Annotated in this window: 31 protein-coding genes; 1 reads left to right on the forward strand and 30 read right to left on the reverse strand. The window is 55.1% G+C overall.

Annotation, left to right across the window (positions count from 1 at the left end; translation table 11 throughout):
- Positions 1 to 13 precede the first annotated feature (13 nt).
- The 5 genes from LDN84_RS16685 to LDN84_RS16705 all read right to left on the reverse strand — a co-directional run bounded on the left by LDN84_RS16685 (position 14) and on the right by LDN84_RS16705 (position 4,320).
- Positions 14 to 1,414, reverse strand: a complete 1,401-nt coding sequence (locus tag LDN84_RS16685) for a cytochrome b (protein WP_223904555.1) — start codon at positions 1,412 to 1,414, stop codon at positions 14 to 16.
- An 11-nt stretch (positions 1,415 to 1,425) separates the two neighbouring features.
- On the reverse strand, positions 1,426 to 2,040 hold the full coding sequence (gene petA, locus LDN84_RS16690) for a ubiquinol-cytochrome c reductase iron-sulfur subunit (RefSeq protein ID WP_223904556.1): 615 nt from the start codon (positions 2,038 to 2,040) through the stop codon (positions 1,426 to 1,428).
- 65 nt (positions 2,041 to 2,105) lie between these two features.
- Complete coding sequence (gene pdxA, locus LDN84_RS16695; RefSeq protein ID WP_223904557.1) at positions 2,106 to 3,179, reverse strand: 4-hydroxythreonine-4-phosphate dehydrogenase PdxA; 1,074 nt, start codon at positions 3,177 to 3,179, stop codon at positions 2,106 to 2,108.
- A 1-nt stretch (position 3,180) separates the two neighbouring features.
- Positions 3,181 to 3,939, reverse strand: a complete 759-nt coding sequence (locus LDN84_RS16700) for a Nif3-like dinuclear metal center hexameric protein (RefSeq protein ID WP_223904558.1) — start codon at positions 3,937 to 3,939, stop codon at positions 3,181 to 3,183.
- Between the two features lie 30 nt (positions 3,940 to 3,969).
- Positions 3,970 to 4,320, reverse strand: a complete 351-nt coding sequence (locus LDN84_RS16705; RefSeq protein ID WP_223904559.1) for a hypothetical protein — start codon at positions 4,318 to 4,320, stop codon at positions 3,970 to 3,972.
- 76 nt (positions 4,321 to 4,396) lie between these two features.
- Here LDN84_RS16705 and LDN84_RS16710 point away from each other — a divergent pair, with 76 nt between their 5' ends.
- A complete protein-coding gene (locus tag LDN84_RS16710; RefSeq protein ID WP_223904560.1) occupies positions 4,397 to 5,542 on the forward strand; it encodes a S1C family serine protease in 1,146 nt (381 codons plus the stop codon).
- A gap of 63 nt (positions 5,543 to 5,605) precedes the next feature.
- Here the strand turns inward: LDN84_RS16710 and tatC are convergent, their stop codons facing one another.
- The 25 genes from tatC to gltD all read right to left on the reverse strand — a co-directional run bounded on the left by tatC (position 5,606) and on the right by gltD (position 23,753).
- Entirely contained in the window at positions 5,606 to 6,391 is a 786-nt protein-coding gene (gene tatC / locus LDN84_RS16715; RefSeq protein WP_223904561.1) for a twin-arginine translocase subunit TatC, read from the reverse strand.
- Positions 6,391 to 6,864 carry a Sec-independent protein translocase protein TatB gene (tatB, locus tag LDN84_RS16720; protein ID WP_223904562.1) on the reverse strand — a complete coding sequence of 158 codons (474 nt, stop codon included), beginning with the start codon at positions 6,862 to 6,864 and terminating at the stop codon, positions 6,391 to 6,393. The genes tatC and tatB overlap by 1 nt, the downstream gene beginning before the upstream one ends.
- Positions 6,865 to 6,894: 30 nt before the next feature.
- The gene (gene tatA / locus LDN84_RS16725) at positions 6,895 to 7,134 is read right to left on the reverse strand and encodes a Sec-independent protein translocase subunit TatA (protein ID WP_223904563.1); all 240 of its coding nucleotides are present in this window, start codon (positions 7,132 to 7,134) and stop codon (positions 6,895 to 6,897) included.
- A 67-nt stretch (positions 7,135 to 7,201) separates the two neighbouring features.
- A complete protein-coding gene (locus tag LDN84_RS16730) occupies positions 7,202 to 7,576 on the reverse strand; it encodes a histidine triad nucleotide-binding protein (protein WP_223904564.1) in 375 nt (124 codons plus the stop codon).
- Positions 7,573 to 7,944, reverse strand: a complete 372-nt coding sequence (locus LDN84_RS16735) for a DUF4870 family protein (protein WP_223913072.1) — start codon at positions 7,942 to 7,944, stop codon at positions 7,573 to 7,575. The genes LDN84_RS16730 and LDN84_RS16735 overlap by 4 nt, the downstream gene beginning before the upstream one ends.
- A gap of 44 nt (positions 7,945 to 7,988) precedes the next feature.
- A complete protein-coding gene (locus LDN84_RS16740) occupies positions 7,989 to 8,393 on the reverse strand; it encodes a phosphoribosyl-ATP diphosphatase (protein ID WP_223904565.1) in 405 nt (134 codons plus the stop codon).
- Positions 8,393 to 8,785, reverse strand: coding sequence for a phosphoribosyl-AMP cyclohydrolase (hisI, locus tag LDN84_RS16745; RefSeq protein WP_223904566.1), 393 nt, complete (start codon positions 8,783 to 8,785; stop codon positions 8,393 to 8,395). Before hisI ends, LDN84_RS16740 begins: the two co-directional genes overlap by 1 nt.
- 86 nt (positions 8,786 to 8,871) lie before the next feature.
- Entirely contained in the window at positions 8,872 to 9,672 is an 801-nt protein-coding gene (gene hisF / locus LDN84_RS16750) for an imidazole glycerol phosphate synthase subunit HisF (RefSeq protein WP_223904567.1), read from the reverse strand.
- Complete coding sequence (gene hisA / locus LDN84_RS16755; protein ID WP_223904568.1) at positions 9,672 to 10,412, reverse strand: 1-(5-phosphoribosyl)-5-[(5-phosphoribosylamino)methylideneamino]imidazole-4-carboxamide isomerase; 741 nt, start codon at positions 10,410 to 10,412, stop codon at positions 9,672 to 9,674. Before hisA ends, hisF begins: the two co-directional genes overlap by 1 nt.
- A 137-nt stretch (positions 10,413 to 10,549) precedes the next feature.
- Positions 10,550 to 11,233, reverse strand: coding sequence for an imidazole glycerol phosphate synthase subunit HisH (hisH, locus tag LDN84_RS16760; RefSeq protein ID WP_223904569.1), 684 nt, complete (start codon positions 11,231 to 11,233; stop codon positions 10,550 to 10,552).
- Between the two features lie 53 nt (positions 11,234 to 11,286).
- Positions 11,287 to 11,925: an imidazoleglycerol-phosphate dehydratase HisB gene (gene hisB, locus LDN84_RS16765; RefSeq protein ID WP_223904570.1), complete on the reverse strand. Its 639-nt coding sequence runs from the start codon at positions 11,923 to 11,925 to the stop codon at positions 11,287 to 11,289.
- A complete protein-coding gene (gene hisC, locus LDN84_RS16770; protein ID WP_223904571.1) occupies positions 11,922 to 13,040 on the reverse strand; it encodes a histidinol-phosphate transaminase in 1,119 nt (372 codons plus the stop codon). The genes hisB and hisC overlap by 4 nt, the downstream gene beginning before the upstream one ends.
- 22 nt (positions 13,041 to 13,062) lie before the next feature.
- On the reverse strand, positions 13,063 to 14,379 hold the full coding sequence (gene hisD / locus LDN84_RS16775; protein ID WP_223904572.1) for a histidinol dehydrogenase: 1,317 nt from the start codon (positions 14,377 to 14,379) through the stop codon (positions 13,063 to 13,065).
- Between the two features lie 18 nt (positions 14,380 to 14,397).
- Positions 14,398 to 15,036 carry an ATP phosphoribosyltransferase gene (gene hisG / locus LDN84_RS16780; protein WP_223904573.1) on the reverse strand — a complete coding sequence of 213 codons (639 nt, stop codon included), beginning with the start codon at positions 15,034 to 15,036 and terminating at the stop codon, positions 14,398 to 14,400.
- Positions 15,037 to 15,106: 70 nt separating this feature from the next.
- Positions 15,107 to 16,381, reverse strand: coding sequence for a UDP-N-acetylglucosamine 1-carboxyvinyltransferase (gene murA, locus LDN84_RS16785; RefSeq protein ID WP_223904574.1), 1,275 nt, complete (start codon positions 16,379 to 16,381; stop codon positions 15,107 to 15,109).
- 3 nt (positions 16,382 to 16,384) lie between these two features.
- The gene (locus tag LDN84_RS16790) at positions 16,385 to 16,627 is read right to left on the reverse strand and encodes a BolA family protein (RefSeq protein WP_223904575.1); all 243 of its coding nucleotides are present in this window, start codon (positions 16,625 to 16,627) and stop codon (positions 16,385 to 16,387) included.
- A 50-nt stretch (positions 16,628 to 16,677) separates the two neighbouring features.
- Positions 16,678 to 17,433 carry an ABC transporter permease gene (locus tag LDN84_RS16795; RefSeq protein WP_223904576.1) on the reverse strand — a complete coding sequence of 252 codons (756 nt, stop codon included), beginning with the start codon at positions 17,431 to 17,433 and terminating at the stop codon, positions 16,678 to 16,680.
- A complete protein-coding gene (locus LDN84_RS16800) occupies positions 17,430 to 18,389 on the reverse strand; it encodes an ABC transporter ATP-binding protein (protein WP_223904577.1) in 960 nt (319 codons plus the stop codon). Before LDN84_RS16800 ends, LDN84_RS16795 begins: the two co-directional genes overlap by 4 nt.
- Complete coding sequence (locus LDN84_RS16805; RefSeq protein ID WP_223904578.1) at positions 18,386 to 18,667, reverse strand: STAS domain-containing protein; 282 nt, start codon at positions 18,665 to 18,667, stop codon at positions 18,386 to 18,388. Before LDN84_RS16805 ends, LDN84_RS16800 begins: the two co-directional genes overlap by 4 nt.
- Before the next feature lie 2 nt (positions 18,668 to 18,669).
- Positions 18,670 to 19,323, reverse strand: a complete 654-nt coding sequence (locus LDN84_RS16810) for an MlaC/ttg2D family ABC transporter substrate-binding protein (RefSeq protein ID WP_223904579.1) — start codon at positions 19,321 to 19,323, stop codon at positions 18,670 to 18,672.
- A gap of 21 nt (positions 19,324 to 19,344) precedes the next feature.
- Positions 19,345 to 20,061, reverse strand: coding sequence for an MlaA family lipoprotein (locus LDN84_RS16815; protein WP_223913075.1), 717 nt, complete (start codon positions 20,059 to 20,061; stop codon positions 19,345 to 19,347).
- Positions 20,062 to 20,102: 41 nt separating this feature from the next.
- Positions 20,103 to 20,597: an outer membrane lipid asymmetry maintenance protein MlaD gene (mlaD, locus tag LDN84_RS16820; RefSeq protein ID WP_223904580.1), complete on the reverse strand. Its 495-nt coding sequence runs from the start codon at positions 20,595 to 20,597 to the stop codon at positions 20,103 to 20,105.
- A gap of 35 nt (positions 20,598 to 20,632) precedes the next feature.
- Positions 20,633 to 21,415: a lipid asymmetry maintenance ABC transporter permease subunit MlaE gene (mlaE, locus tag LDN84_RS16825; RefSeq protein WP_223904581.1), complete on the reverse strand. Its 783-nt coding sequence runs from the start codon at positions 21,413 to 21,415 to the stop codon at positions 20,633 to 20,635.
- Positions 21,412 to 22,230, reverse strand: coding sequence for an ABC transporter ATP-binding protein (locus LDN84_RS16830; RefSeq protein ID WP_223904582.1), 819 nt, complete (start codon positions 22,228 to 22,230; stop codon positions 21,412 to 21,414). The genes mlaE and LDN84_RS16830 overlap by 4 nt, the downstream gene beginning before the upstream one ends.
- Positions 22,231 to 22,286: 56 nt before the next feature.
- Positions 22,287 to 23,753 (reverse strand): glutamate synthase subunit beta, encoded by a 1,467-nt coding sequence (gene gltD, locus LDN84_RS16835; RefSeq protein WP_223904583.1) that lies wholly within the window; start codon positions 23,751 to 23,753, stop codon positions 22,287 to 22,289.
- Between the last annotated feature and the right edge of the window lie 12 nt (positions 23,754 to 23,765).

A 23,765-nucleotide genomic window follows, 5' to 3' on the forward strand; every position in this document is an offset into this window, starting at 1 on the left:
CTTGTTCTCCTGATCAATGTGCCTTGAAATTGACACGGCTTGGTACTTGTTTAAAGGTACCAATGCGACTCCACCAAGGCATCAAAATAAAGAAGCCAAAATAGAACAAGGTGCCCAACTGGGAAATTCGCCCATAAATCACAGACACAGGCTGCGTGCCCAAATATCCGATCACTACAAAGTTCACCACAAAAACGGCATACAGAACCTTGTGCCATGTCGGACGATAACGAATGGATTTCACCGGGCTGTTATCAAGCCAAGGTAGGAAGAACAAAATCACAACACCGCCACCCATGGCGACCACACCCCAAAATTTGGCATCAATCACCATCATCATGGCAACAATAACCACGGCACCGCCCACGATCAACCCTTTGAACAAGGCTGGCATTTTGACTTTGGCGACCGCCAGGAACGCACCAATCAATACACAGGCAATCAGCACATACATCATTTCAGCAGTTACCGCACGCAGCAATGTATAAAAAGGTGTGAAGTACCAAACTGGCGCAATGTGCAAAGGAGTCTGGAATGGGTTCGCCGGAATGAAGTTGTTGTACTCCAGGAAATAGCCACCCATTTCAGGCGCAAAGAAAATGATGGCAGAGAACACAAACAGGAAGACACTCACACCAAACACGTCATGCACCGAATAGTACGGATGGAACGGAATGCCATCCAGCGGAATACCTTTGGCATCTTTACTGGCCTTGATTTCCACTCCATCTGGATTATTGGAGCCCACTTCGTGCAATGCGATGATGTGCGCCACCACCAAACCCAGCAAAACCAGCGGCACGGCGATCACGTGGAAGCTGAAGAAGCGATTCAGCGTGGCATCACCCACGACAAAGTCACCACGAATCAACAAAGCCAGATCTGGGCCAATAAAAGGAATAGCCGAGAACAGATTCACAATCACTTGCGCACCCCAGTAGCTCATCTGACCCCATGGCAACAAATAGCCCATGAACGCCTCAGCCATCAAGGCCAGGAAAATGGCACAGCCAAAAATCCAGATCAACTCGCGCGGTTTACGATAGCTGCCATACATGAGACCGCGGAACATATGTAAATACACCACCACAAAAAAGGCGGAAGCTCCAGTGGAGTGCATGTAACGAATCAGCCAACCCCATGGCACATCGCGCATGATGTACTCAACCGAGGCAAATGCCAAAGCGGCATCCGGCTTGTAATGCATCACCAGAAAAATGCCGGTGACAATTTGAATCACCAGCACCAACAGGGAAAGCGAGCCAAAGATGTACCAGAAATTGAAGTTTTTGGGCGCGTAATACTCACTCATGTGCTCTTTGAAGAGCTTGGAGAGAGGGAAACGGTTATCAACCCAATTCAAAGCTTTTTCGCCAGCCGAAGCATTGGGGGAAATTTCATGAAAAGTAGCCATGCTTTTGATCCTTAGGCTTTTTTATCTTCACCAATGAGAAGCTTGGTGTCTGAGAGGTACATGTGTGGCGGAACTTCAAGATTGTCTGGCGCAGGCTTGTTTTTAAACACACGACCCGCCAAATCAAAAGTAGAGCCATGGCATGGACAGAAAAAACCACCAGGCCAATCATCAGGCAGAGACGGCTGAGGACCGGGCTTGAATTTTTCATTGGGCGAACAACCCAAGTGAGTACAAATACCCACCACGACCAAGTACTCTGGCTTCAGCGAACGTGTTGCGTTACGGGCATATTCGGGCGCTTGCTCCGCAGGTTTACGCTCCGAATTGGGGTCAACGAGTTGCCCATCGTTTTTTGGCAATTCTGCCAATTGCTCTGGCGTTCGGCGCACGATCCAAACCGGCTTGCCACGCCACTCCACTGTCATTTTTTCACCCGGTTTGAGATTGGAGATATCAGCCTCAACCGCAGCTCCTGCGGCCTTGGCGCGCTCCGAAGGCTGGAATGAACTGACAAAAGGGACTGCAGCCGCAATGCCACCCACAGCACCCGCACAGCCAGATGCAATCAGCCATGTTCGTTTACTGGAGTCGAGAGAGACGTTTTCGACAAGACTTTCACTCATGGGAATCCTCAATGATAAAGATCGCTATAGGTATCAACCCTTGATTGTAGCCGAGCACCTTTCATTCAACTGTCACTTAACTGTCTGGCCATGCGAATCGCTTCCACCAAACTAGATGCATCGGCCCTTGCCGTACCGGCAATGTCGAATGCCGTACCATGATCGGGACTGGTGCGCACCAGCGGTAAACCCAGCGTCACATTCACCCCTTTCTCAACGCCCAGATACTTGACCGGAATCAGCCCCTGGTCGTGGTACATGGCCAGCACCACATCAAACTCACCCAGCTGACCGGGCTTGGCACGCGCCCGCATGAACACCGTATCGGGTGCAATGGGGTCGCTGGCCAGCACACCCTGCGCACGTGCGGCCAGAACGGCTGGCAAGATCACATCCAGCTCTTCACGACCAAACAAACCGCCCTCACCCGCATGAGGGTTCAAACCAGCCACACCGATCCTTGGCGCTCGACCCAAAACAGCCGACAAAGAACGATGTGTAATCAACAAGCTTTGCAACACGTTGTCAAAAGTCACTGCCGTCAAGGCCTCGCGCAGAGCCACATGAATGCTCACCAGCACCACACGCAACTCATCATTGGCCAGCATCATGCGTACCGGCAATTGCGCAACCGTTGTTTTCAGATACTCCGCCGCAAGGGCTTGCAACAACTCGGTATGCCCCGGAAAACTGGCCAACCAGCCACCCGCCATGGATAGCGCAGCCTTGTTCAAGGGGGCAGTCACCAACGCCGCCACCTCACCAGACAATGCAGCACGTGCAGCCCATACCACACAGTCCCCCGCCATTCGCCCAGCATGTGCGCTAAGTACGCCATAAGGCACAGGGCCCACAGCAAAATACTGACCAGGGTAAATGGACAGAACAGGAATGCAGCGTGGCGGTGTTTTTAAAGCCTCGCTGGCAGTTGCAAGTTCAGCCACTGGCCAGCACACGCCATGCCCGGCCACCAGTGCCGCCGCACGCCTCAGGGTGGCCACGTCACCCACCACAAAACAATCCCTACAGTCTTGTGGCGCTTGTTGAAAAGCCTTGACGATGATCTCGGGGCCGATGCCTGCAGCATCCCCCATGGTGATGGCAATTGGCAAGGCTTGTGGAGCAAGGGATTCAGTCATGTCAGGCAGGATTGTCAATGTCGATAAATTCATGTTCCAGGCCGCATTGCGCTGCCACATACGCAGCCACCGCCGGTGCGCCATAACGCTCACTGGCATGGTGACCACAGGCGATAAAAGCCACGCCACATTCACGCGCGTAATGCGCCTGTGGCTCTGACAGCTCACCGGTGATGAATGCATCCGCACCGGCTGCGATGGCCGCCTCAAAATAGCCCTGTGCACCGCCACTGCACCATGCTATATTTTTAATAGCTTTTTGCGCTTGATTGACAAGCTTAACAGGCCTATTTAATATGAAAGATACATGGTCAGCCAAGGCTTGGGCACTGGCAAACGTGGCACCATCAGAACGACAGCCCAGCCAGCCCATGTCTTGCTCACCAAAGTGCGATACACCCACCAACCCAAGTTGACGACCCAACTGTGCGTTGTTGCCCAGCTCAGGATGCGCATCCAGCGGCAAATGGTAGGCCAACAAATTGATGTCATGTGCCAGCAGCAAGGCCAAACGCTGCTTCATCCAGCCAGTGACTCGCCCGTCTTGCCCACGCCAGAACAGCCCATGGTGAACAAAAATCGCATCAGCCTGAGCATCGATGGCAGCCTCAATCAAGGCACGACTGGCAGTCACACCTGAGATTATTTTTTTTACACTACTGCGGCCTTCCACTTGCAAACCGTTGGGGCCATAGTCGCGATATCGCTCCGGCTGCAGCAACGTATCAAACGCTGCCAACAATTCAGTTCTTTCGGTCATAAAGCAAATATCTCAATAGGCAAAATGACATCATAAGTCAGCGACTTGTGCATCACAGTCACACCCTACCCCAGCAGCGACCCAACGATGCGCCAAGCGTTGCAACACCCAGGCGAATAGGGGCGCAGCCCAACGCAGCCTTTGAGGTAAGCACCCATACACCACCTGCAACGGCTGTGTGATGGCCCCACAACGGTAGAGATGATCTTCGTCCCGCCAGCACAAGGCATCACACGCACCGATACGTCGGCCAGACAACACGATGCCCAAAGGACAGGGTTCCATCAAACAACACACGCCGCAGCCATTACACGGCGCACCTACCGCAGGCTTGCCAGGAGCCTGGGGCTGCGCATGGATCGTGATGGTGAACTTAGACATTGAAATTTGGGCCGCAACCTACAATTTATTGTCTTGCAGATTTTTCACCCTTACTGGGCCATTTTTGGCATTGTCCATGAAACGATTTTGGTTACTGTTTTCTCAATCCGTCACCGTGTTGCTGGCCGCTTATTTTGTGGTTGGCACCTTGAAACCCCAATGGCTGGACTTGCGTGACGGGCGCTCAAGCAGTGTGGCAGTACTGGAAGCGCCTGCGGCTACCACCTCAAACGTGCCTGCGGGCAGCTTTCGTCTTGCGGCGCAAAAGTCTTCACAGGCGGTCGTCAGTATCAACACCAGCAAAAATGCCCGACAAGGCCCGCATGGGGCTGACCCATGGTTCAAGTTCTTTTTTGGGGAGCAACAAAACCAGCCGCAAGTGGGTCTTGGCAGCGGCGTGATTGTCAGCCCGGATGGCTACATCCTGACCAACAACCATGTGGTCGAAAACGCTGATGAAATCGAAGTGATCCTCAACGACAGTCGCCACGCCCGCGCCAAAGTCATTGGCACCGACCCGGATGCTGACTTGGCTGTGCTAAAAATTGACCTGGATCGTCTGCCGGTGATCGTGCTGGGCAACTCGGACAGCCTGCAAGTCGGCGACCAGGTGCTGGCCATTGGCAACCCGTTTGGTGTCGGGCAAACCGTGACCAGCGGCATTGTCAGTGCACTGGGACGCAACCAGCTTGGCATCAACACCTTTGAGAACTTCATCCAGACCGATGCGGCCATCAACCCAGGCAACTCCGGCGGTGCCCTGGTGGACACACAAGGCAACCTATTGGGCATCAACACCGCCATCTACTCCCGCTCGGGTGGCAGCATGGGCATTGGTTTTGCCATTCCGGTGTCCACCGCCAAGCTGGTTTTAGAAGGCATTGTGAAAGACGGCCAGGTCACCCGCGGCTGGATTGGTGTGGAGCCCAACGAGCTGACCCCTGAACTGGCACAAACTTTTGGCGTGGATACCCAACAGGGTGTGATCATCACCGGCGTGCTGCAGAACGGCCCAGCAGCGAAAGCTGGCATCAAACCAGGTGATATCGTCACATTGGTCGCAGGCAAAGAAATTCACAATGTGGCCGAGTTGCTGACCCAAGTGGCTTCACTCAAACCTGGCTCAGAAGCTGTTTTTGAAGTCCAGCGCGCCAATGGTAAAACCAAATTACAGGTAACCCCAGGCGTAAGGCCCAAACCAAGGCCACAAGAACCACAATAAAACTATAGATTCAATAGCTGTCGGCGCTTATCCATCAACAGATGACAGCTATTTTTCTTGAACTCAAGAGACCTCTTCGGCACTCTCTGGAGCTTTGGTGTGGCGGATGAAGATTTGTGCAGCCCAAATACCCATTTCATACAAAAACACCATTGGAATGGCCAACGCCAACTGCGACACCACATCCGGCGGTGTCACGATGGCGGCAATGATGAAGGCGAGCACAACAAAATAACCGCGAAACTCTTTGAGCTTATCAATGCTGAAAATACCCATCCGTGCCAGGACCACCACCACCACTGGTACCTCAAACGCCATGCCGAAGGCTAAAAACATCGACAACACAAAGCTCAAGTAAGCCTCGATGTCCGGGGATGCCGTAATACTGGCCGGTGCGAAACTCTGAATGAAGGCAAACACCCTGCCAAACACGAAGAAATAACAAAACGCCACGCCCAAAAAAAACAAAATGGTGCTCGACACCACTAAAGGCAATACCAGTTTTTTCTCATGTGAGTACAAACCTGGTGCGACAAACGCCCACAGCTGGTAGAGCACGACCGGTAAGGCGATCATGAATGCCGTCATCAACAGCACTTTCAGCGGCACCATAAATGGTGATATCACGGATGTGGCAATCATGGTGGCACCTTTGGGCAGGTGAGACACCAAAGGTGCGGCCATCAGATCGTACAACGCCGCCGGTCCTGGATAAATGCCAAGGGCGATGGCGATCACTGCCACAGCCAGAACCGCTTTTACCAAGCGATCTCGTAGTTCAACCAGATGGGCTACAAAGGGCTGCTCTGTTCCAGCCAGCTCGTCTTTTTTTTCAGGAGAATCTGACATCAATTAAATTTGGTTGGCCGATAGCGTGCCACACGGGCGGCACCTGACAACGCCCGGGTACGCACACCTGCACGGGCCTTGTACCAATTGGGCGTGGCACCTTGTTTCAGGCGCCAGTTTTTCTTGGGGTGACGATACTCGGGGACAGATACCGGCAAAGACAGGAGGTCATCTGACGAGCCCGCAGAGGCCATATGGGTGGCCTCTGCCCAGGTTTTTTCAAAATCCTGGGCATTGGACTGAATGGATTGACTGACATCTTTGGCTGCGTTCTCTACCGAGTCTTTCATTCTCTTGAGCTCATCAAGCTCCATGGAACGGTTAACCTCAGCTTTGACATCAGACACGTACCGTTGCGCCTTGCCGATCAAGTTACCCACAGTACGTGCCACACGCGGTAATTTTTCCGGACCAATAACGATCAACGCAACCGCACCAATCATCGCCAGTTTGGAGATACCCAGATCAATCATGCTCGGCCAATCTTGTGCCAGACATTGTCATCAAGACTTTTGCTTGGCTTCCACGTCAATCGTGGTTTTTTCGGAAGCCGTGCCGGCAACTTTTGAAGGCGCTGCTGGCTTGTCTTCCGCCGGCTCCGAGCTGCCTTCCTTCATACCTTCTTTAAAACCCTTGACCGCACCACCAAGGTCACTACCCAGGTTTTTGAGCTTTTTGGTGCCAAACACCATGATGACGATCAACAGAACAATCAACCAGTGCCAAATTGAAAAAGAACCCATAGTATTCTCCTAACGAATCATTGAATTTTAGGGGCACGCCTGAGCATACCGACCATTGAGATGGAAATTAACCCCTCAACCAGGGGCGTGGCCCGCCCATCACGTGCAGGTGCAGGTGATGGATATCCTGCGCACCATCCGCACCAGTGTTGACCACCAGTCGGAACCCCCCTTCGGGATAAGGGCGACAACCCTCTTGCAAGGCCAGCTGGGGGATCAGCGCCATCATGCGGCCCAGCATAGGCGCGTGCTCAAGCGTGACCAAGGCCATGGAGGCAATGTGTAGCTTGGGAATGATCAAAAAATGCACCGGTGCCGAGGGGTGAATGTCATGAAACGCATAAAACTCGTCATCTTCATGCACTTTTTTGGAGGGGATTTGCCCTGCCGCAATTTTGCAAAACAGGCAATTCGGATCGGTGTGCTGGGGGTGTGCTGTCATGTTGACATCTCCATGGGAAGCCCTTTATTCAAACGCACCATACCCGTCACGATACGGTACAAAAACCAGATGGATATGCCCAACCAGGCCAGCCAGCCAGGCAAAAACAGCAACAACCACAGCGGTGCAGTCACCGCATACAGCAGCGCGGCAATCATCACCGTGCGAATGCGCCAGCGAAAGTGAGAGGCGTGCCAAGTGCCCGCCGCATCACCCCGCTTGGCCAGATCGATCACCAGTGCCACAACCAGCAGCACCGGGCCAGCCTGTGCGCCTGGAATGATGGCAGCCACCGCCACAATCAAATGCAACACATAACTCACCGTGCCCCAGGCATTCAGGCCGTTGAGGGTCTGAACGTCCAGCACGCCCGACTCGGACGTAGTTTGTTGGTTGGTGTTGAAATTTGATGTCAAGAAGCTTCCCCTGCATCATCGGCAAGGGCTTGCGCCTCACGTGCTTTCACCTTGCGCAAGGCTTTTTCTTCCAGCCCGCTCTGGCCGACCCGGCGCTGCAACTCGGCAATCACATCGGCCGGGCTCAAACCGTAGTGCGCCAGTGCAATCATGCTGTGAAACCACAGATCAGCCACCTCGTAGACCACGTTGGCCTTGTCACCACCGTGGTCGGCATCTTTGGCAGCCATCACCACCTCGGTGGCTTCCTCGCCAATTTTTTTCAAGAACGCATCTGGCCCCTTGTGCAGCAAGCGCGCGACATAACTCGCCTCGGGGTTGCCACCATGGGCTGGCAGGCGCGACTCAATCACAGCGGCCAGGGCGGCCAGGGCATCGGCGGAATTTTGTTCAGTACTCATCAGCTTTTGTAAATGGTTTGCGGGTCTTTCAACACCGGGTCAACGGTTTGCCAGCCGCCATTGTTATATACCCGGTAAAAACAACTGTGCCGCCCGGTGTGGCAAGCCAGACCCGGCGTGTGGCCGGTTTGTGTGACTTTGAGCAAAATCACATCGGCATCACAGTCAACACGAATCTCATGCACGGTTTGCACATGGCCGGATTCTTCACCTTTGAACCACAACTTGTTGCGGGAACGACTGAAATACACCGCCCGCCCGAGTTCAGCGGTTTTCTCCAATGCCTCGCGGTTCATCCAGGCCATCATCAGCACATCATTGCTGCCCTGCTCCTGCGCAATGGCCGGAATCAAGCCTTGTTCGTCCCATTTGAGGGTGTCTAACCAGTTCATAGGTTTTGTGAGGAAGGATGAATGCTACAAATAAAATAGCTTCTTACGCAATATGCATAAGCGCTAGAGGCTAAAACAGCTTGAAATTAAAGCCTGACGGGAATGCCACGTTCGGCCATACGCGCCTTGGCCTGCGCCACGGTAAATTCACCGTAGTGGAAGATGCTGGCCGCCAGCACCGCATCGGCCCGGCCGAGCTGAATGCCATCAGCCAGGTGATCCAGGTTGCCCACACCGCCAGACGCGATCACCGGCACACTCACTGCATCACTCACAGTACGCGTCAAGTCCAGGTCAAAGCCGGCCTTGGTGCCATCTCGATCCATGCTGGTGAGCAAAATTTCGCCAGCCCCAAAATCTGCCATCTGGCGCGCCCAGCTCACCGCATCCAGGCCGGTGTTTTTGCGCCCGCCATGGCTGTACACATCCCAGCCTGCGCCCAGCGGTTGGCCTTGTGCATCCAGTCGCTCCAGGTCTGCGCCGACACGGCGTTTGGCATCAATGGCCACCACAATACATTGAGCGCCGTATTTGCCAGAAGCGTCGCGGATCACCTGCGGATTGGCAATGGCTGCCGAGTTGAAGCTGGTTTTGTCAGCCCCGGCATTGAGCAGACGGCGCACATCCTCCACCGTACGCACACCGCCACCTACGGTGAGTGGAATAAACACCTGGCTGGCCACAGCTTCGATGATGTGCAGAATCAAGTCACGGCCATCGCTGGTGGCGGTGATGTCCAGAAAAGTGAGCTCGTCGGCACCTTGCTCGTTGTACCGCGCCGCAATTTCCACCGGGTCACCGGCATCACGCAGCTCAACAAAATTAACCCCTTTAACCACGCGACCACCGGTCACGTCCAGGCAGGGGATGATGCGTTTGGCCAGCATCAGCCGTTCAACTCGTCTGCCCGCGCTTGCGCAGCTTCAAAGTCCAGGTCACCGCTGTAAATAGCACGGCCGCAAATCACGCCTTCAATACCTTCGTCTTCCACGGCACACAAGGCTTCGATGTCGGCCATGCTGCTCAGGCCACCCGATGCAACCACCGGAATGGTCAAGGCTTGCGCCAGGCGCACGGTGGCTTCAATGTTGATACCGGTCAGCATGCCGTCACGGCCAATGTCGGTGTAGATGATGGATTCAACGCCAAAATCCTCAAACTTCTTGCCCAAGTCAACCACATCATGTTTGGTGAGTTTGCTCCAGCCATCGGTGGCCACCTTGCCGTCTTTGGCATCCAGGCCCACGATGATATGGCCGCCAAACGCGGTGCAGGCATCTTGCAGAAAGCCTGGGTTACGTACAGCCGCCGTGCCAATGATGACGTAGCGCAGGCCTGCGTCCAGATAGCGCTCAATGGTGTCCAGGTCACGGATGCCACCGCCGAGTTGCACATCCACTTCACTGCCAATGCTTTTCAGGATTTTGCGGATAGCGGCTTCGTTTTTCGGTTGTCCGGCAAAAGCCCCATTCAAATCCACCAGGTGCACACGCCGCGCCCCTTTGTCTACCCAACTGCGGGCCATGACTGACGGTTCTTCGCTGAACGTGGTAGAGAGTTTCATGTCACCTTGTTGCAGGCGCACGCAATGGCCATCTTTAAGATCGATCGCAGGAATTAAAAGCATGATGCTCAGGGCTAGAGGTAGATAAGAAAAGGAAAATCGTCAAACGGTTCCGAACCAGCAACCCCGACGCGTTGCTAGCAAGTAGTGAAAGGATGATGCTGGGACAGTGGCGCGGCACATCAGATGAGCAAACTGAATCAGGGATTCCAGTGGAGAAAGTTGTGGTAAAGGCTCAAGCCGTGTTCGGAGCTTTTTTCAGGATGGAATTGGGTGGCAAAAATATTATCACGCGCAATCGCACTGGAAAAGCGTTGACCGTAATCGGTTTCCCCTACGCTGTGGCGTGCATCCGACGGTTTGACATAAAAACTGTGCACAAAATAAAAATAACTGCCATCGGGCACATCGCCCCACACCGGATGGGGTGCACCACCATGGTTGGCGCGCCAGACTTGGTTCCAGCCCATTTGCGGCACTTTGTAGCGACTGCCATCACTCTGCAATTGGCCAGCCAAGTCAAATTTGATGACCTCACCGTGAATGAGCCCCAAGCCGGGGGTGTTGCCCTCCGCACTGTGATCCAGCAGCATTTGCATACCCACACACACGCCAAACAAGGGTTTGCTGGCCGCAGCCTCCAGCACCGAGTCCTGTAAACCGGACTCGCGCAACTCACGCATGCAGTCCGGCATGGCACCTTGACCGGGCAGCACCACCCGTTCGGCACGCCGCACCACCTCGGGGTCTTGTGTGATAACAACCTGAAAACCCGTCCCCGCTGCAGCAGCTTGTACTGCTTGCGAAACCGAGCGCAGGTTGCCCATACCGTAGTCGACCACAGCAACGGTTCTGCCAGATCCACTATTTGCTTTTAAATTCATAGCTTATTGTGCAATCAATTCAGGCGCTAGAGGCACTTTTTTTATGTATAAAACTACAAAGAACCCTTGGTGGAAGGGATTTGCCCCAGGGCACGCAGGTCATATTCCAGCGCCGCACGCAGGGCACGGGCAAAGGCCTTGAACACACTTTCAGCCTGATGGTGGGCGTTGCAGCCTTTGAGGTTGTCAATGTGCAGGGTAACTTGGGCGTGGTTGACAAAGCCCTGAAAGAATTCGTGCACCAACTGGGTGTCCAACGTGCCGATCATGCCGCTGGTAAAGGGCACATCCATCACCAGGCCGGGGCGGCCCGAAAAATCAATCACCACCCGGCTCAAGGCTTCATCCAGCGGCACATAGGCATGACCATACCGGCGAATGCCTTTTTTGTCTCCCACCGCCTTGAACACCGCCTGACCCAGGGTGATACCGACATCTTCCACGGTGTGATGGCCATCAATGTGCAGGTCACCCTCGGCATCCACATCCAGGTCGATCAGGCCATGGCGGGCAATCTGATCAAGCATGTGGTCCAGAAAACCAATGCCGGTGTGCAGGCGCGACTGGCCTGTGCCATCCAGATTCAGGCGTACGGTGATGTTGGTCTCGGCCGTGTTGCGAACCACCTCCGCCGTGCGGGGTACACGGGCCGCATGGTTTTCAGGCAATTCGGTCAACGCAAAATTTGTCATAGGGAAGCTTCCAAAGCGGTCAACATCAGGTGATTTTCCTCGGCCGTGCCCACCGTCAGGCGCAGGCACTGGGTCAGCAGTGGGTGCATTTTAGAAACGTTCTTCACCAGCACACCCCGCGCGGCCATGCCGTCAAAGGTTTTTTGCGCATCCGGCACACGTACCAGCAGCATATTGGCTTCACTCGGGTAGGCATGCACTTGTGGCAATTGGGTCAGTGATTCAAAAATATGAGCGCGCTGCGCACGTATATCAAGCGCTTGAGCCTCAAAAACCTTTTGATGTTCGAGCGCAAAAAGAGCTGCCTCGCAGTTCAGCACACTCACGTTGTAAGGCGGGCGAACCTTGTCGATCTGGGCGATCAGCGCTTGCGGGCCCAGCAGGTAACCCAGACGGATGCCCGCCAGACCAAACTTGCTCAGGGTGCGCAGCAGCAGCACATGCGGGTGGCGCGTCAACCGATCCAGGTAACTCTTGGCGGCAAAGGGCTGGTAAGCCTCGTCAATCACCACCAGGCCACCCACTTCACCTGCTGCACGGATAACGGCCTCCATCGCCTCATCACCCCACAAATTGGCCGTCGGGTTGTTCGGGTAGGCCAGGTAGGTGATCGCGGGCTGGTGCTGCGCAATGGCGGCCAGCATGGCGGGCATATCCAGCTCAAAGTCGGCCGTCAAGGGCACACCACAGAAGTCCAGCCCTTGCAATTGGGCGCTCATGGCGTACATGACAAAGCCCGGCACCGGAGCCAGCACATAGGCTTTTGGCAAGCCGCTGGCCGCAGGCATGGCGCAAGCCAGGGCCAATAGACTGATCAATTCGTCCGAGCCGTTGCCCAACATCAAGTCGTAGCCCGCAGGCAGGCCGGTGTGATCGGCCAGGGCGCGGCGCAAATCGTTGATGCGACCCGCCGGGTAACGGTTCAGCGCCACCGCCCCCAGGCGCTGGCCCAATGCGGCTTGCAGATCAGGCGACAAGCGGTGCGGGTTCTCCATGGCATCAAGCTTGACCATACCCGTGGAGTCCTGCACCACATAGGCGTGCATGGCTTGTACGTCGGGGCGAATACGCTGGGTCAGCGGGTTTTGAATCTGTGCAGTTGGCAATGAAGTCATCTCTGAAAAGTTTTCCGAAAATTCACTTGAGCCGCATCTCGGCCGCCCGCGCATGCGCTTGTAAACCTTCACCATGCGCCAGCACCGAAGCAATTTGCCCCAGCGTTTGGGCACCCGCCTCGCTAACCTCAATCAGGCTGCTGCGCTTCTGAAAGTCATAAACCCCAAGCGGCGAAGAAAAACGCGCCGTGCCACTGGTGGGCAACACGTGGTTGGGGCCAGCACAGTAGTCACCCAGGCTCTCGCTGGTGAAAGCACCCAAAAAGATCGCCCCGGCGTGTTTCAGCAGCGGCTCCCAGCGGTGTGGGTCGCGGCTGGAGACTTCCAGGTGTTCCGGGGCAATCCGGTTGGCGATGTCACAGGCCTCTTCCATGTGGCGCGTCAGAATCAACGCGCCACGGTCGGTGAGCGACTTGGCGATGATCTCGCGCCGGGGCATGTCGGGCAACAAACGGTTGATGGATGCCTGCACCTGATCGATGTACGCGGCATCCGGGCACAACAGAATACTTTGTGCCAGCTCGTCGTGCTCAGCCTGGCTGAATAAATCCATGGCCACCCAGTCCGGTGGCGTACTGCCATCGGCCAGCACCAGAATCTCACTCGGCCCGGCGATCATGTCGATACCGACCACACCAAACACACGCTTTTTGGCGCTGGCCACATAGGCGTTGCCGGGGCCGGTGATTTTGTCGACCTTCGGCACCGTCGCTGTGCCGTAGGCCAGCGCGGCCACGGCTTGCGCGCCGCCAATGGTAAAGGCACGGGTCACACCCGCCACATACGCAGCCGCCAACACCAACATGTTTTTTTCGCCCTTGGGTGTGGGCACCACCATGATGATTTCACCCACACCGGCCACATGGGCGGGAATGGCGTTCATCAACACACTGCTGGGGTAAGCCGCCTTGCCACCAGGCACGTAAATGCCGACGCGGTCCAGCGGGGTGACTTTCTGGCCCAGCAACGTGCCGTCTTCATCGTGGTAGCTCCAGCTCTCACCGCTGGCCTTCTTTTGTGCCTCGTGGTAGCTGCGCACACGTTGGGCGGCAGATTCAAGGGCATGACGCTGCACGTCGGGCAAGCCCTCAAACGCTGCCTTGAGTTCCGCCTGGGTTAGCTCCAGCTCGGCCACCGCGCTGGCGCTCAGGCCGTCAAAACGGGCGGTGTAGTCCAGCACGGCGGCATCACCACGCTGCTGAACATCGGCCAAGATGTCCGCCACACGCTGCTCAATGCCTGCGTCGGTGTCCGCGGACCAATGCAGACGGGCCTTGAATTCAGCGTCAAATGTGCTGCTGGCGGTTGATAGACTTGCAGGGGTAGCTACCAAATTCATAGTTTTTAAAAAGTTAGGTTACTGGCCAATAGCCGACTCAAACGCATCTATGATCCGGCGAATCGGGGCCTGTTTGAGCTTGAGCGCGGCTTGGTTCACCACCAGACGCGAGCTGATGTCCATGATGTGTTCCACCTCGACCAGGTGGTTGGCTTTGAGGGTATTGCCGGTGGAGACCAGATCAACGATGGCATCGGCCATGCCCACCAGAGGGGCCAGCTCCATGCTGCCGTAGAGTTTGATCAGGTCGACGTGGACACCTTTGGTGGCGAAAAATTCTCTTGAGATCGCCACATATTTGGTGGCCACGGTCAGACGCGAACCTTTTTTGACCATGTTGGCGTAGTCAAAATCCGAGCGCACCGCCACACTGATGCGGCATTTGGCAATTTGTAAATCCAGCGGCTGGTACAGGCCCTGGCTACCGTGCTCCAGCAGCGTGTCTTTGCCGGTGATGCCCATGTCGGCACCGCCGTATTGCACATAGGTGGGCACGTCGGTGGCGCGCACCACCAGCACACGCACATCGGGCTGGTTGGTGGTCAGGATAAGTTTGCGGGATTTTTCGGGGTCTTCCAGCACCTCGATGCCGGCGGCTTTGAGCAGTGGCAGGGTTTCTTCAAAAATACGTCCTTTGGACAGTGCAATAGTGATCATTTTGGCCTTTAGCCCTTATTTATCAAGCGCAAAGCGCTATCAATTTAATCATAAACAACAACCTTGTGAATCACTTCAGTCGTTCGATGTCCGCACCCAGAGTGCGCAGTTTGGCTTCCATCTGGTCATAACCACGGTCCAGATGGTAAATACGGTCGACCAGCGTTTCACCCTCAGCCACCAGACCGGCAATCACCAGGCTGGCCGAGGCGCGCAAATCGGTCGCCATGACAGTGGCACCCGACAAGCGCGGAACACCTTCCACCAGTGACACTTTGCCATCGATCTGGATATTGGCTCCCAGGCGCACCAGCTCGTTGACGTGCATGAAGCGGTTTTCAAAAATGGTTTCCGTCACTTTGGACGTGCCCTGTGCCACCGCATTGAGTGCCATGAACTGGGCCTGCATGTCGGTCGGAAAGCCAGGATATTCGGTGGTGCGAAAACTTTGCGCCTTCAACTGAGCGGCTCCAGCCGATTGAACCCGGATGCCCTCAGGCACAGCGCTGACGGTCACACCTGCATGGAGCAGTTTTTCCACCACCGCCTCCAGGTGATCCAGTCGCCCATGCTGAAGCACCACGTCACCACCCGCAGCAGCTACGGCACATAAAAATGTCCCGGTCTCAATACGATCAGCCACCACTTGGTGGGTGCAGCCATGTAAAGCTTCTACCCCCTGAATACGGATGCGACTGGTGCCATGACCCTCAATACGGGCACCCATCTTGATCAGCATCTCGGCCAGGTCAGGAATCTCGGGCTCTTGTGCAGCGTTTTCCAGAATGGTTTCACCCTCGGCCAGGGCTGCGGCCATCAAAAAATTCTCGGTGCCGGTGACTGTCACCATGTCGGTGGCAATCCGTGCGCCTTGGAGTCGGGTGCGGCCAGCTGGCAGCTTGGCCACCATATAACCATGTTGCACCGAAATTTCTGCACCCATGGCACATAAACCCTTGATATGCTGGTCCACCGGGCGTGAACCAATGGCGCAACCGCCTGGCAGAGAGACTTTGGCGCGGCCAAAACGCGCCAACAACGGCCCCAGCACCAGCACCGATGCCCGCATGGTCTTGACCAATTCGTAAGGTGCTTCGGGATTAATCGTATCGGGAGCACACAGGCTCATGCCACCGCGCTCGCCATGCGTCTGGGTTTGCACCCCCATGTGATCGAGCAACTTGCGCATGGTAGCCACGTCCTGCAAACGCGGCATATTGTGCAAAGTGACCGGCTCCTCGGTCAGCAAGGCGGCGCACAGCTCGGGCAAAGCAGCGTTCTTGGCCCCGGAAATCATCACCGTCCCATGCAGCGCACGCCCGCCACGAATCAATAACTTGTCCATGGCTCAGACCGGTTGTGCGGCCCATTCGGCCGGTGTAAAGGCTTTGATGGACAAGGCATGAATTTCATCGGTTTTCATCTTGTCCCCCAGGGTCGCATAGACACGCTGATGGCGTGTAATGGCGCGTTTACCCTCGAATTCGGCAGACACCACGGTGGTGTACCAGTGACGGCCATCACCTTCCAAAGTGATGTAGTCGCACGCCAGATTGGCGGCAATCAGTTGTTTGATTTGATCAGCAGTCATATATTTTGGAGGGGAAAAGCGTTTGAGGCTTTCCTCAACAGTTGAAGTTTTCAGGAACGGATTTTGTACCCACTGCGCAGCAAGGCATAGGCCCACAGCCCCACACCCAAGGTGGCGCTGGCTACAACCGCCAGGCTGAACCAGGGAGAAATGTCGCTGGCACCAAAAAAACCATAACGAAAACCGTCAATCATGTAGAAAAACGGATTCAGATGGCTCACAGTCTGCCAGAACGGCGGCAAGGAGTGGATGGAGTAAAACACACCACTCAAGAACGTCATGGGCATCACTACAAAATTCTGGAAAGCGGCCATCTGGTCAAATTTTTCAGACCATAAACCCGCCACCACGCCCAAGGCCCCCATCAGGGCCGCCCCCAAAAAGGCAAACGTCACGGCCCAGAACGGTTGTGCCAAAGGTGGTACAGCAAAGAACAGCGACACCGCCAACACCCCCAGACCCACGACCAACCCACGCACAATGGCCGCCCCGACATAAGCCACAAACCAGTGCCATGCAGATAGCGGCGTGAGCAACAAGAACACCAGGTTGCCCATCACCTTGCTGGCAATCAGGGAGGATGAGCTGTTGGCAAAAGCGTTCTGCAGCAAACTCATCATGGCCAGACCGGGCACCAGAAAAGCGGTGTAACTCACGTTGTCATAGACCCGCACATGGGATTCCAGCGCCTGGCCAAATACCAGCAAATACAGCATGGCGGTCAAAATGGGCCCTGTGATGGTCTGTGCCGCCACGCGCACAAAGCGCAGCACTTCCTTGTAAAGCAACATTTGCCAGCCGGTCATACCAGGCTCCGATCATCCCGTCCAGGGTGCTGATTCATCACCTGCAAGAACACGTCTTCCAGGTCTGGGCGACGAATCTCGATATCGCGCACGGTCAGACCAGCCTGGCGAATCTGCGTCAAATAGTGCTCCACCGCCAAGGCATCCACGGCAGGTAACTGCACCACACGACCTGTCACGCGCGCCTTGCTGGCCAACTCGGCCGGTAACTCGCCGTCCACCGTGCAGCGCAGCACATTGCCTGAAGCCGAACTGAGCAAGGCACTGGTGCTGTCCAACGCCACCACTTTGCCGGTTTTGAGCATGGCAATCCGGCCACATAAGGCCTCTGCCTCTTCCAGGTAATGCGTGGTCAAAAGCACGGTGTGCCCTTGTTTGTTGAGTTTGGCAATGAAATGCCACAGGGTTTGGCGCAATTCCACATCCACCCCGGCGGTGGGTTCATCCAGCACGATGACCGGTGGTTTGTGCACCAACGCCAGCGCCACCAATACCCGGCGCTTCATGCCACCGGACAGAGCACGCATGTTGGCATGCGCCTTGTCGGTCAGCCCCAGACTTTCCAAAAGTTCATCAATCCAGGCAGCGTTATGACGCACGCTAAAATAGCCCGACTGGAATACCAGTGCTTCACGCACGTTAAAAAACGGGTCAAACACCAACTCTTGTGGCACCACACCCAGAGCACGGCGGGCTGCCGCAAAATCGGTTTGAACATCATGCCCCATGACACTGACCCGCCCCGAGCTCGCCTGGGTCAAGCCGGCCAAAATAGTGATCAGTGTCGTTTTCCCGGCACCGTTGGGCCCCAGTAAACCAAAAAACTCACCTGGCTGAATCTCCAGATCCACTGAATCCAAGGCCAAAAAACGCTCCCCCTTCAAGCCGCGAGAAGAAGGGTAACTTTTGGAAACGCTCTGAAAAGAAATCGCGGGGGGGTATCCGCCTGCGCTCATGGGCATGGCTTCTGAGCTGGCAGCAACTCGGCAATACCATACAAACGTGCCAAATCCGCAAAACGGGGGGGGATGGCTTGTAATGTCAGGGTCTTGCCTAGCGAGACAGCGCAGCGGCGCAACTCCAACAGCACAGCTAATGCCGTAGAGTCAAAGCGCTGCAACGGAGCTGCGTTGATGGTCACAGTGGAAGAATTTTCAGCATGAACGGCCTGCAGCAATTCCGACAAGCAGTCTGTGGCGTTTTGGTGTATCAGAATGGCTGGCAATTGCAGCATATTCAGCCCTTGGCCGACTTGTCATTTTTGGCTGAATTGGCTTTATTACGATCTGCCAGGGTTGCAATCAGGCCATCAATACCTTTGGCGTTGATTTCCTGGGCAAACTGGCTGCGGTAAGTATCCACCAACCAAACGCCCAACACATTGAGATTAAAAATCCGCCAGCCGGAGGTGCTATCCGCAGACTTTTCCAACCGGTAGTCCAGTTGGATCGGGTCGCCACGCCCCTTGATCACGGTGCGCACAATCACCTCTCTATCTTCCGGCGCAGCGCGCAAGGGTTTGACGCTGAAAGTCAGGTTTTTGGCCTGGCTAATGGCTCCGGCATAGGTGCGAACCAACAGCGTTTTGAATTCTGCCTCCAGACGTTTGCGTTGCTCTGGGGTGGCTTGACGCCAACCCGGACCCACAGCAGAGGCCGTCATGCGCTGAAAATTCAGATAAGGCATGACCTTTTCGTCCAGCAAGACAATCAGATGGGCAACATCACCCGCTTGCACGGCTTTGTCCGTCTGAATAATGTCAAGTGCCTCTTTGGTCAGCCGATCAATCAAGGCATCTGGAGCCTCTTCAGCCGCCCGAACCGGCGCAGCCACCATAGACAGACTTGCGGCCAAGGTCAGTAAAAAATGAGTGAAAAAACGTCGATTCATATTAATTTCTTTCCAAAAAGGCTAGTTGGCCGGTTGATCTTGTGTATCCGGCAGAGCTTCATCGGGAGGATTTCCGTCATACACCTGATTACGTCGGCGCTGCAAAAACGCATCACGGGTAAAGGTATAAGGATCAAGAGCCACCTGGTCAAGCATATCGGTGGCACTTAACAAACGTGCACGACGATCCAGCAAACTCAAGGCAGTCGCAGAATTACGTGCAGGAACATCGCTGACATTAGAGAGTAAATTACCTTGTGCATCCACTGGCAACGCAGCCGTATCACGCACGGTTGACGGCCCCAGCAATGGCAGCACAACGTAGGGGCCAGCCCCAACCCCCCAATAACCCAGGGTTTGGCCAAAATCCTCGGTGTAACGCTCAATTTGCATCTCGGTTGCAATGTCCAGCAAGCCAGCCAAACCAAAAACGGTGTTCACCCCAAAACGCACCAGACTGTTGCCCGCGGCTTCACCCTTGAGCTGCAAGGCGTTGTTCACAAACGACCAGGCATCCTGCAAATTGTTGAAAAAATTGTTCACTCCTGTGCGAACCGGCTGCGGCAACACGTCTTTGTAAACTGTTGCCACCGGCTTGATCACGACCCGATCTACGGCATCATTAAAGTGGTACACACCCCGGTTCAAAGGCTCCAACGGGTCACGCGGATTGGCGCTGGGACCCGTTGCACAGCCTGCAACAGCCAACAGCATCATCAAAAAACCACTCATGGCCATTCGCTGCCAGGTGGTCTTGCTCGAACTTGTTCCCTGAATCATTATTTTCCCTGACTGTTATTACTTCCACCCGGTGCGGCCGGATCAGCCGCCTTGCTGTACAAGAACTGGCTGATCAGGTTTTCCAGTACCACAGCTGATTGTGTGCTGGAAATGACATCTCCTGGCCCGAGGTTTTTATCAGCAGCACCGGCCTCAATCCCCAAATACTGGTCACCCAACAAGCCGCTGGTCAAGATTTTGAGTGAGCTGTCTTTGGGAAAACTGTAGCGACTCTCCAGTGCCAGCGTTACTTTGGCCTGAAACGACTTATCGTCAAACACAATGTTTTCCACCCGACCAACCACCACGCCTGCGCTTTTCACAGCCGCTTTGGGTTTGAGCCCCCCAATATTGTCAAACTTGGCGGCCACTGAATAGGTTTTCTCAAAACTCAAGCTCAGCAGGTTGGCCGACTGCAATGCCATGAACAAAATGGCCACGGCACCAATCAGCACAAACATACCAACCCAGATATCATTTTTAGAGCGCTGCATGCAACATCTTTCTCATTTGGGACATGCGGTTCATGTCAAATCGTAAACATCATGGCGGTCAGAACAAAGTCTAGCGCCAGCACGGTTAAGGAGGCCATCACCACTGTGCGTGTGGTGGCTTTGGCCACCCCCTCAGGAGTGGCCTGTGCGTTGTAGCCCTGCAACAACGCAATAAACGTCACCGCCACGCCAAATACAAAACTCTTGACCACCCCATTGCCCAGATCCTTGAACACATCGACCCCGCCTTGAATCTGACTCCAAAACGCTCCACCATCCACACCAATCATCAATACACCCACAACCCAGCCGCCAATGATGCCCGTGGCACTGAACACCGCTGCCAGCAACGGCATGGTGAACACACCAGCCCAAAAACGGGGACAGAGCACCCGCTCAATGGGATTGACAGCCATCATCTCCATGACGCTGATCTGCTCACCGGCTTTCATCAGACCAATCTCGGCTGTCAGCGAGGTACCCGCACGACCAGCAAACAACAAGGCAGTGACCACCGGTCCAAGTTCTCGCATCAGGCTCAAGCTAACCATCAGCCCCAGCGCCTCGGAAGAGCCATAACGCTTCAGTATGTAATACCCTTGCAAACCAAGCACAAAGCCCACAAACAGACCAGACACGCCGATGATGGCCAGTGAATAATTGCCCAAAAAATGAATCTGGTCGCGCACCAGGCCATTACGTTTGAGCGCATACCCCAAACTGGCGCACAAGCGAAAAAACAACCGGGCGGCGTACCCTACAGCATCCAGCTGGCGACGCACCACAAAACCAATTTCTCTGGGACTCCATCCACTCATGGGGATACCTCGGCGGCAAAATCCTGCGCCACGGTGGGTCCAGGATAGTGAAAATGCACCGGGCCTTCAGGCAAAGCATGCACATATTGATACACCAGCGGATCGGTGCTATGGCGCACCTCATCGGGCGTTCCCTGACATGCAATTTTGCCATTGGCCAAAATAATCACCTGGTCGGCAATGGCAAACGTTTGCTCTAAATCGTGTGAGACAAAAATACTGGTCAAGCCCATGGCATCATTGAGTTCGCGAATCAACCTGGCGGAAGTGCCCAATGAAATCGGGTCAAGTCCGGCAAACGGCTCGTCATACATCACCAGCTCCGGGTCAAGCGCAATGGCCCGCGCCAGTGCCACACGGCGGGCCATACCGCCGCTTAAATCGCTTGGCATCAACTCGCGGGCGCCTCGCAAACCCACCGCATTCAGCTTCATGAGCACCACATCACGAATCAGCGCCTCAGGCAGGTCAGTGTGTTCACGCAGCGGGAAGGCCACGTTTTCATACACATCCAGATCAGCAAACAAGGCACCAAACTGGAACAACATGCCCATGCGCCGCCGTACCGCATACAACTCAGGCTGAGTCATGGGCGTGATGTCTTTGCCATCAAACAGCATCTGCCCTTGTTGCGCTTGCACCTGCCCGCCAATCAGTCGCAGGATGGTAGTTTTGCCGCCACCGGAGGCTCCCATCAAGGCCGTGACCTTGCCACGCGGAATGGTCAAGGACACGTTGTCCAGAATCAAGCGTTCACCATAGCCAAAGCTAAGATGATCCAGTTCAACCAGAGAGTTAGATGTGTTTGAGGCCATAAATAGAAAGACCGGGGGTTAACCCGGCCCTTCGATCATACGCGATGGTGCTTTTCTCAACGCGGCAGGTCACTGAATCCCATTAAAAACTCATCAATGGCACGTGCTGCCTGGCGGCCTTCACGGATGGCCCAGACCACCAGAGACTGGCCACGGCGCATGTCACCAGCGGCAAACACCTTGGACACGTTGGTGGCATAACCACCGGTGAAGTCGGTGCTGGCTTTGGCGTTGCCACGAGCATCCTTGTCCACACCAAAGGCTTCGAGCACGGTGGCCACAGGGTTGACAAAGCCCATGGCGAGCAACACCAGATCGGCTTTGTACTCTTTTTCAGTCCCGGCAATTTCCACCATCTTGCCGTCCTTGAACTCGATGTGAACGGTTTTGAGCCCGGTAACCTTGCCTTTTTCACCGATGAATTCTTTGGTGGAGATGGCAAATTCACGCTGGCAACCTTCGTCGTGGCTGGAGCTGGTGCGCAGCTTCATGGGCCAATAGGGCCAGGTCATGGGGCGGTTTTCTTCCACCGGGGGCTGAGGCATGACTTCGAACTGGGTCACACTGACCGCGCCGTGGCGGTTGCTGGTGCCGACACAGTCACTGCCGGTGTCACCACCACCGATCACGATGACGTGTTTGCCATCGGCACGCAACTGGCCCTTGAGCTTGTCACCGGCATTGATCTTGTTTTGCTGGGGCAAAAACTCCATGGCGAAGTGAATGCCATCCAGGTCACGACCAGGCACTGGCAAGTCACGGCTCTGCTCTGAGCCACCGGTCAGCAGCACGGCATCAAAGTCTTTTTTCAACTGCTCGGCAGAAATGGTTTCCTTGGCCCAGTTGGTGACCTTGCTGCCTTTGGGCATTTCACCGACCAAGACGCTGGTGCGAATCGTCACACCCTCGGCCTTGAGCTGCTCGACACGACGGTCTATATGCGATTTTTCCATCTTGAAGTCTGGAATACCGTAACGCAGCAGGCCACCCACACGGTCGTTTTTCTCAAACAGCGTCACGTCATGGCCAGCGCGCGCCAACTGCTGGGAAGCCGCCAAACCAGCGGGGCCAGAGCCCACCACCGCAATTTTTTTGCCGGTCTTGATCTTGGCCGGTTGAGGCTTGACCCAACCGTTTTCCCAGGCGCGGTCGATGATCGCATGTTCAATGCTCTTGATACCGACAGCCAACTGATTGACATTGAGCGTACAAGCCGCTTCGCAGGGTGCAGGACAAATGCGGCCAGTGAACTCGGGGAAGTTGTTGGTGCTGTGCAGCACATCAATGGCTTCCTTCCAGTCACCGTGGTAAACCAGATCATTGAAGTCTGGAATGATGTTGTTGACCGGGCAGCCGTTGTTGCAAAACGGTGTACCGCAGTCCATACAACGGGCCGCTTGGGTGTTGGCAGCTTGGTCATCCAGACCAATGACAAACTCTTTGTAGTTTTTCAGGCGCTCGGGCACGGGCTTGTAGCCTTCTTCAATGCGCTCATACTCCATGAAACCAGTCACTTTTCCCATGATATTTTTCCT

This window comes from Rhodoferax lithotrophicus, from assembly GCF_019973615.1.
Lineage (GTDB): Bacteria > Pseudomonadota > Gammaproteobacteria > Burkholderiales > Burkholderiaceae_C > Rhodoferax > Rhodoferax lithotrophicus.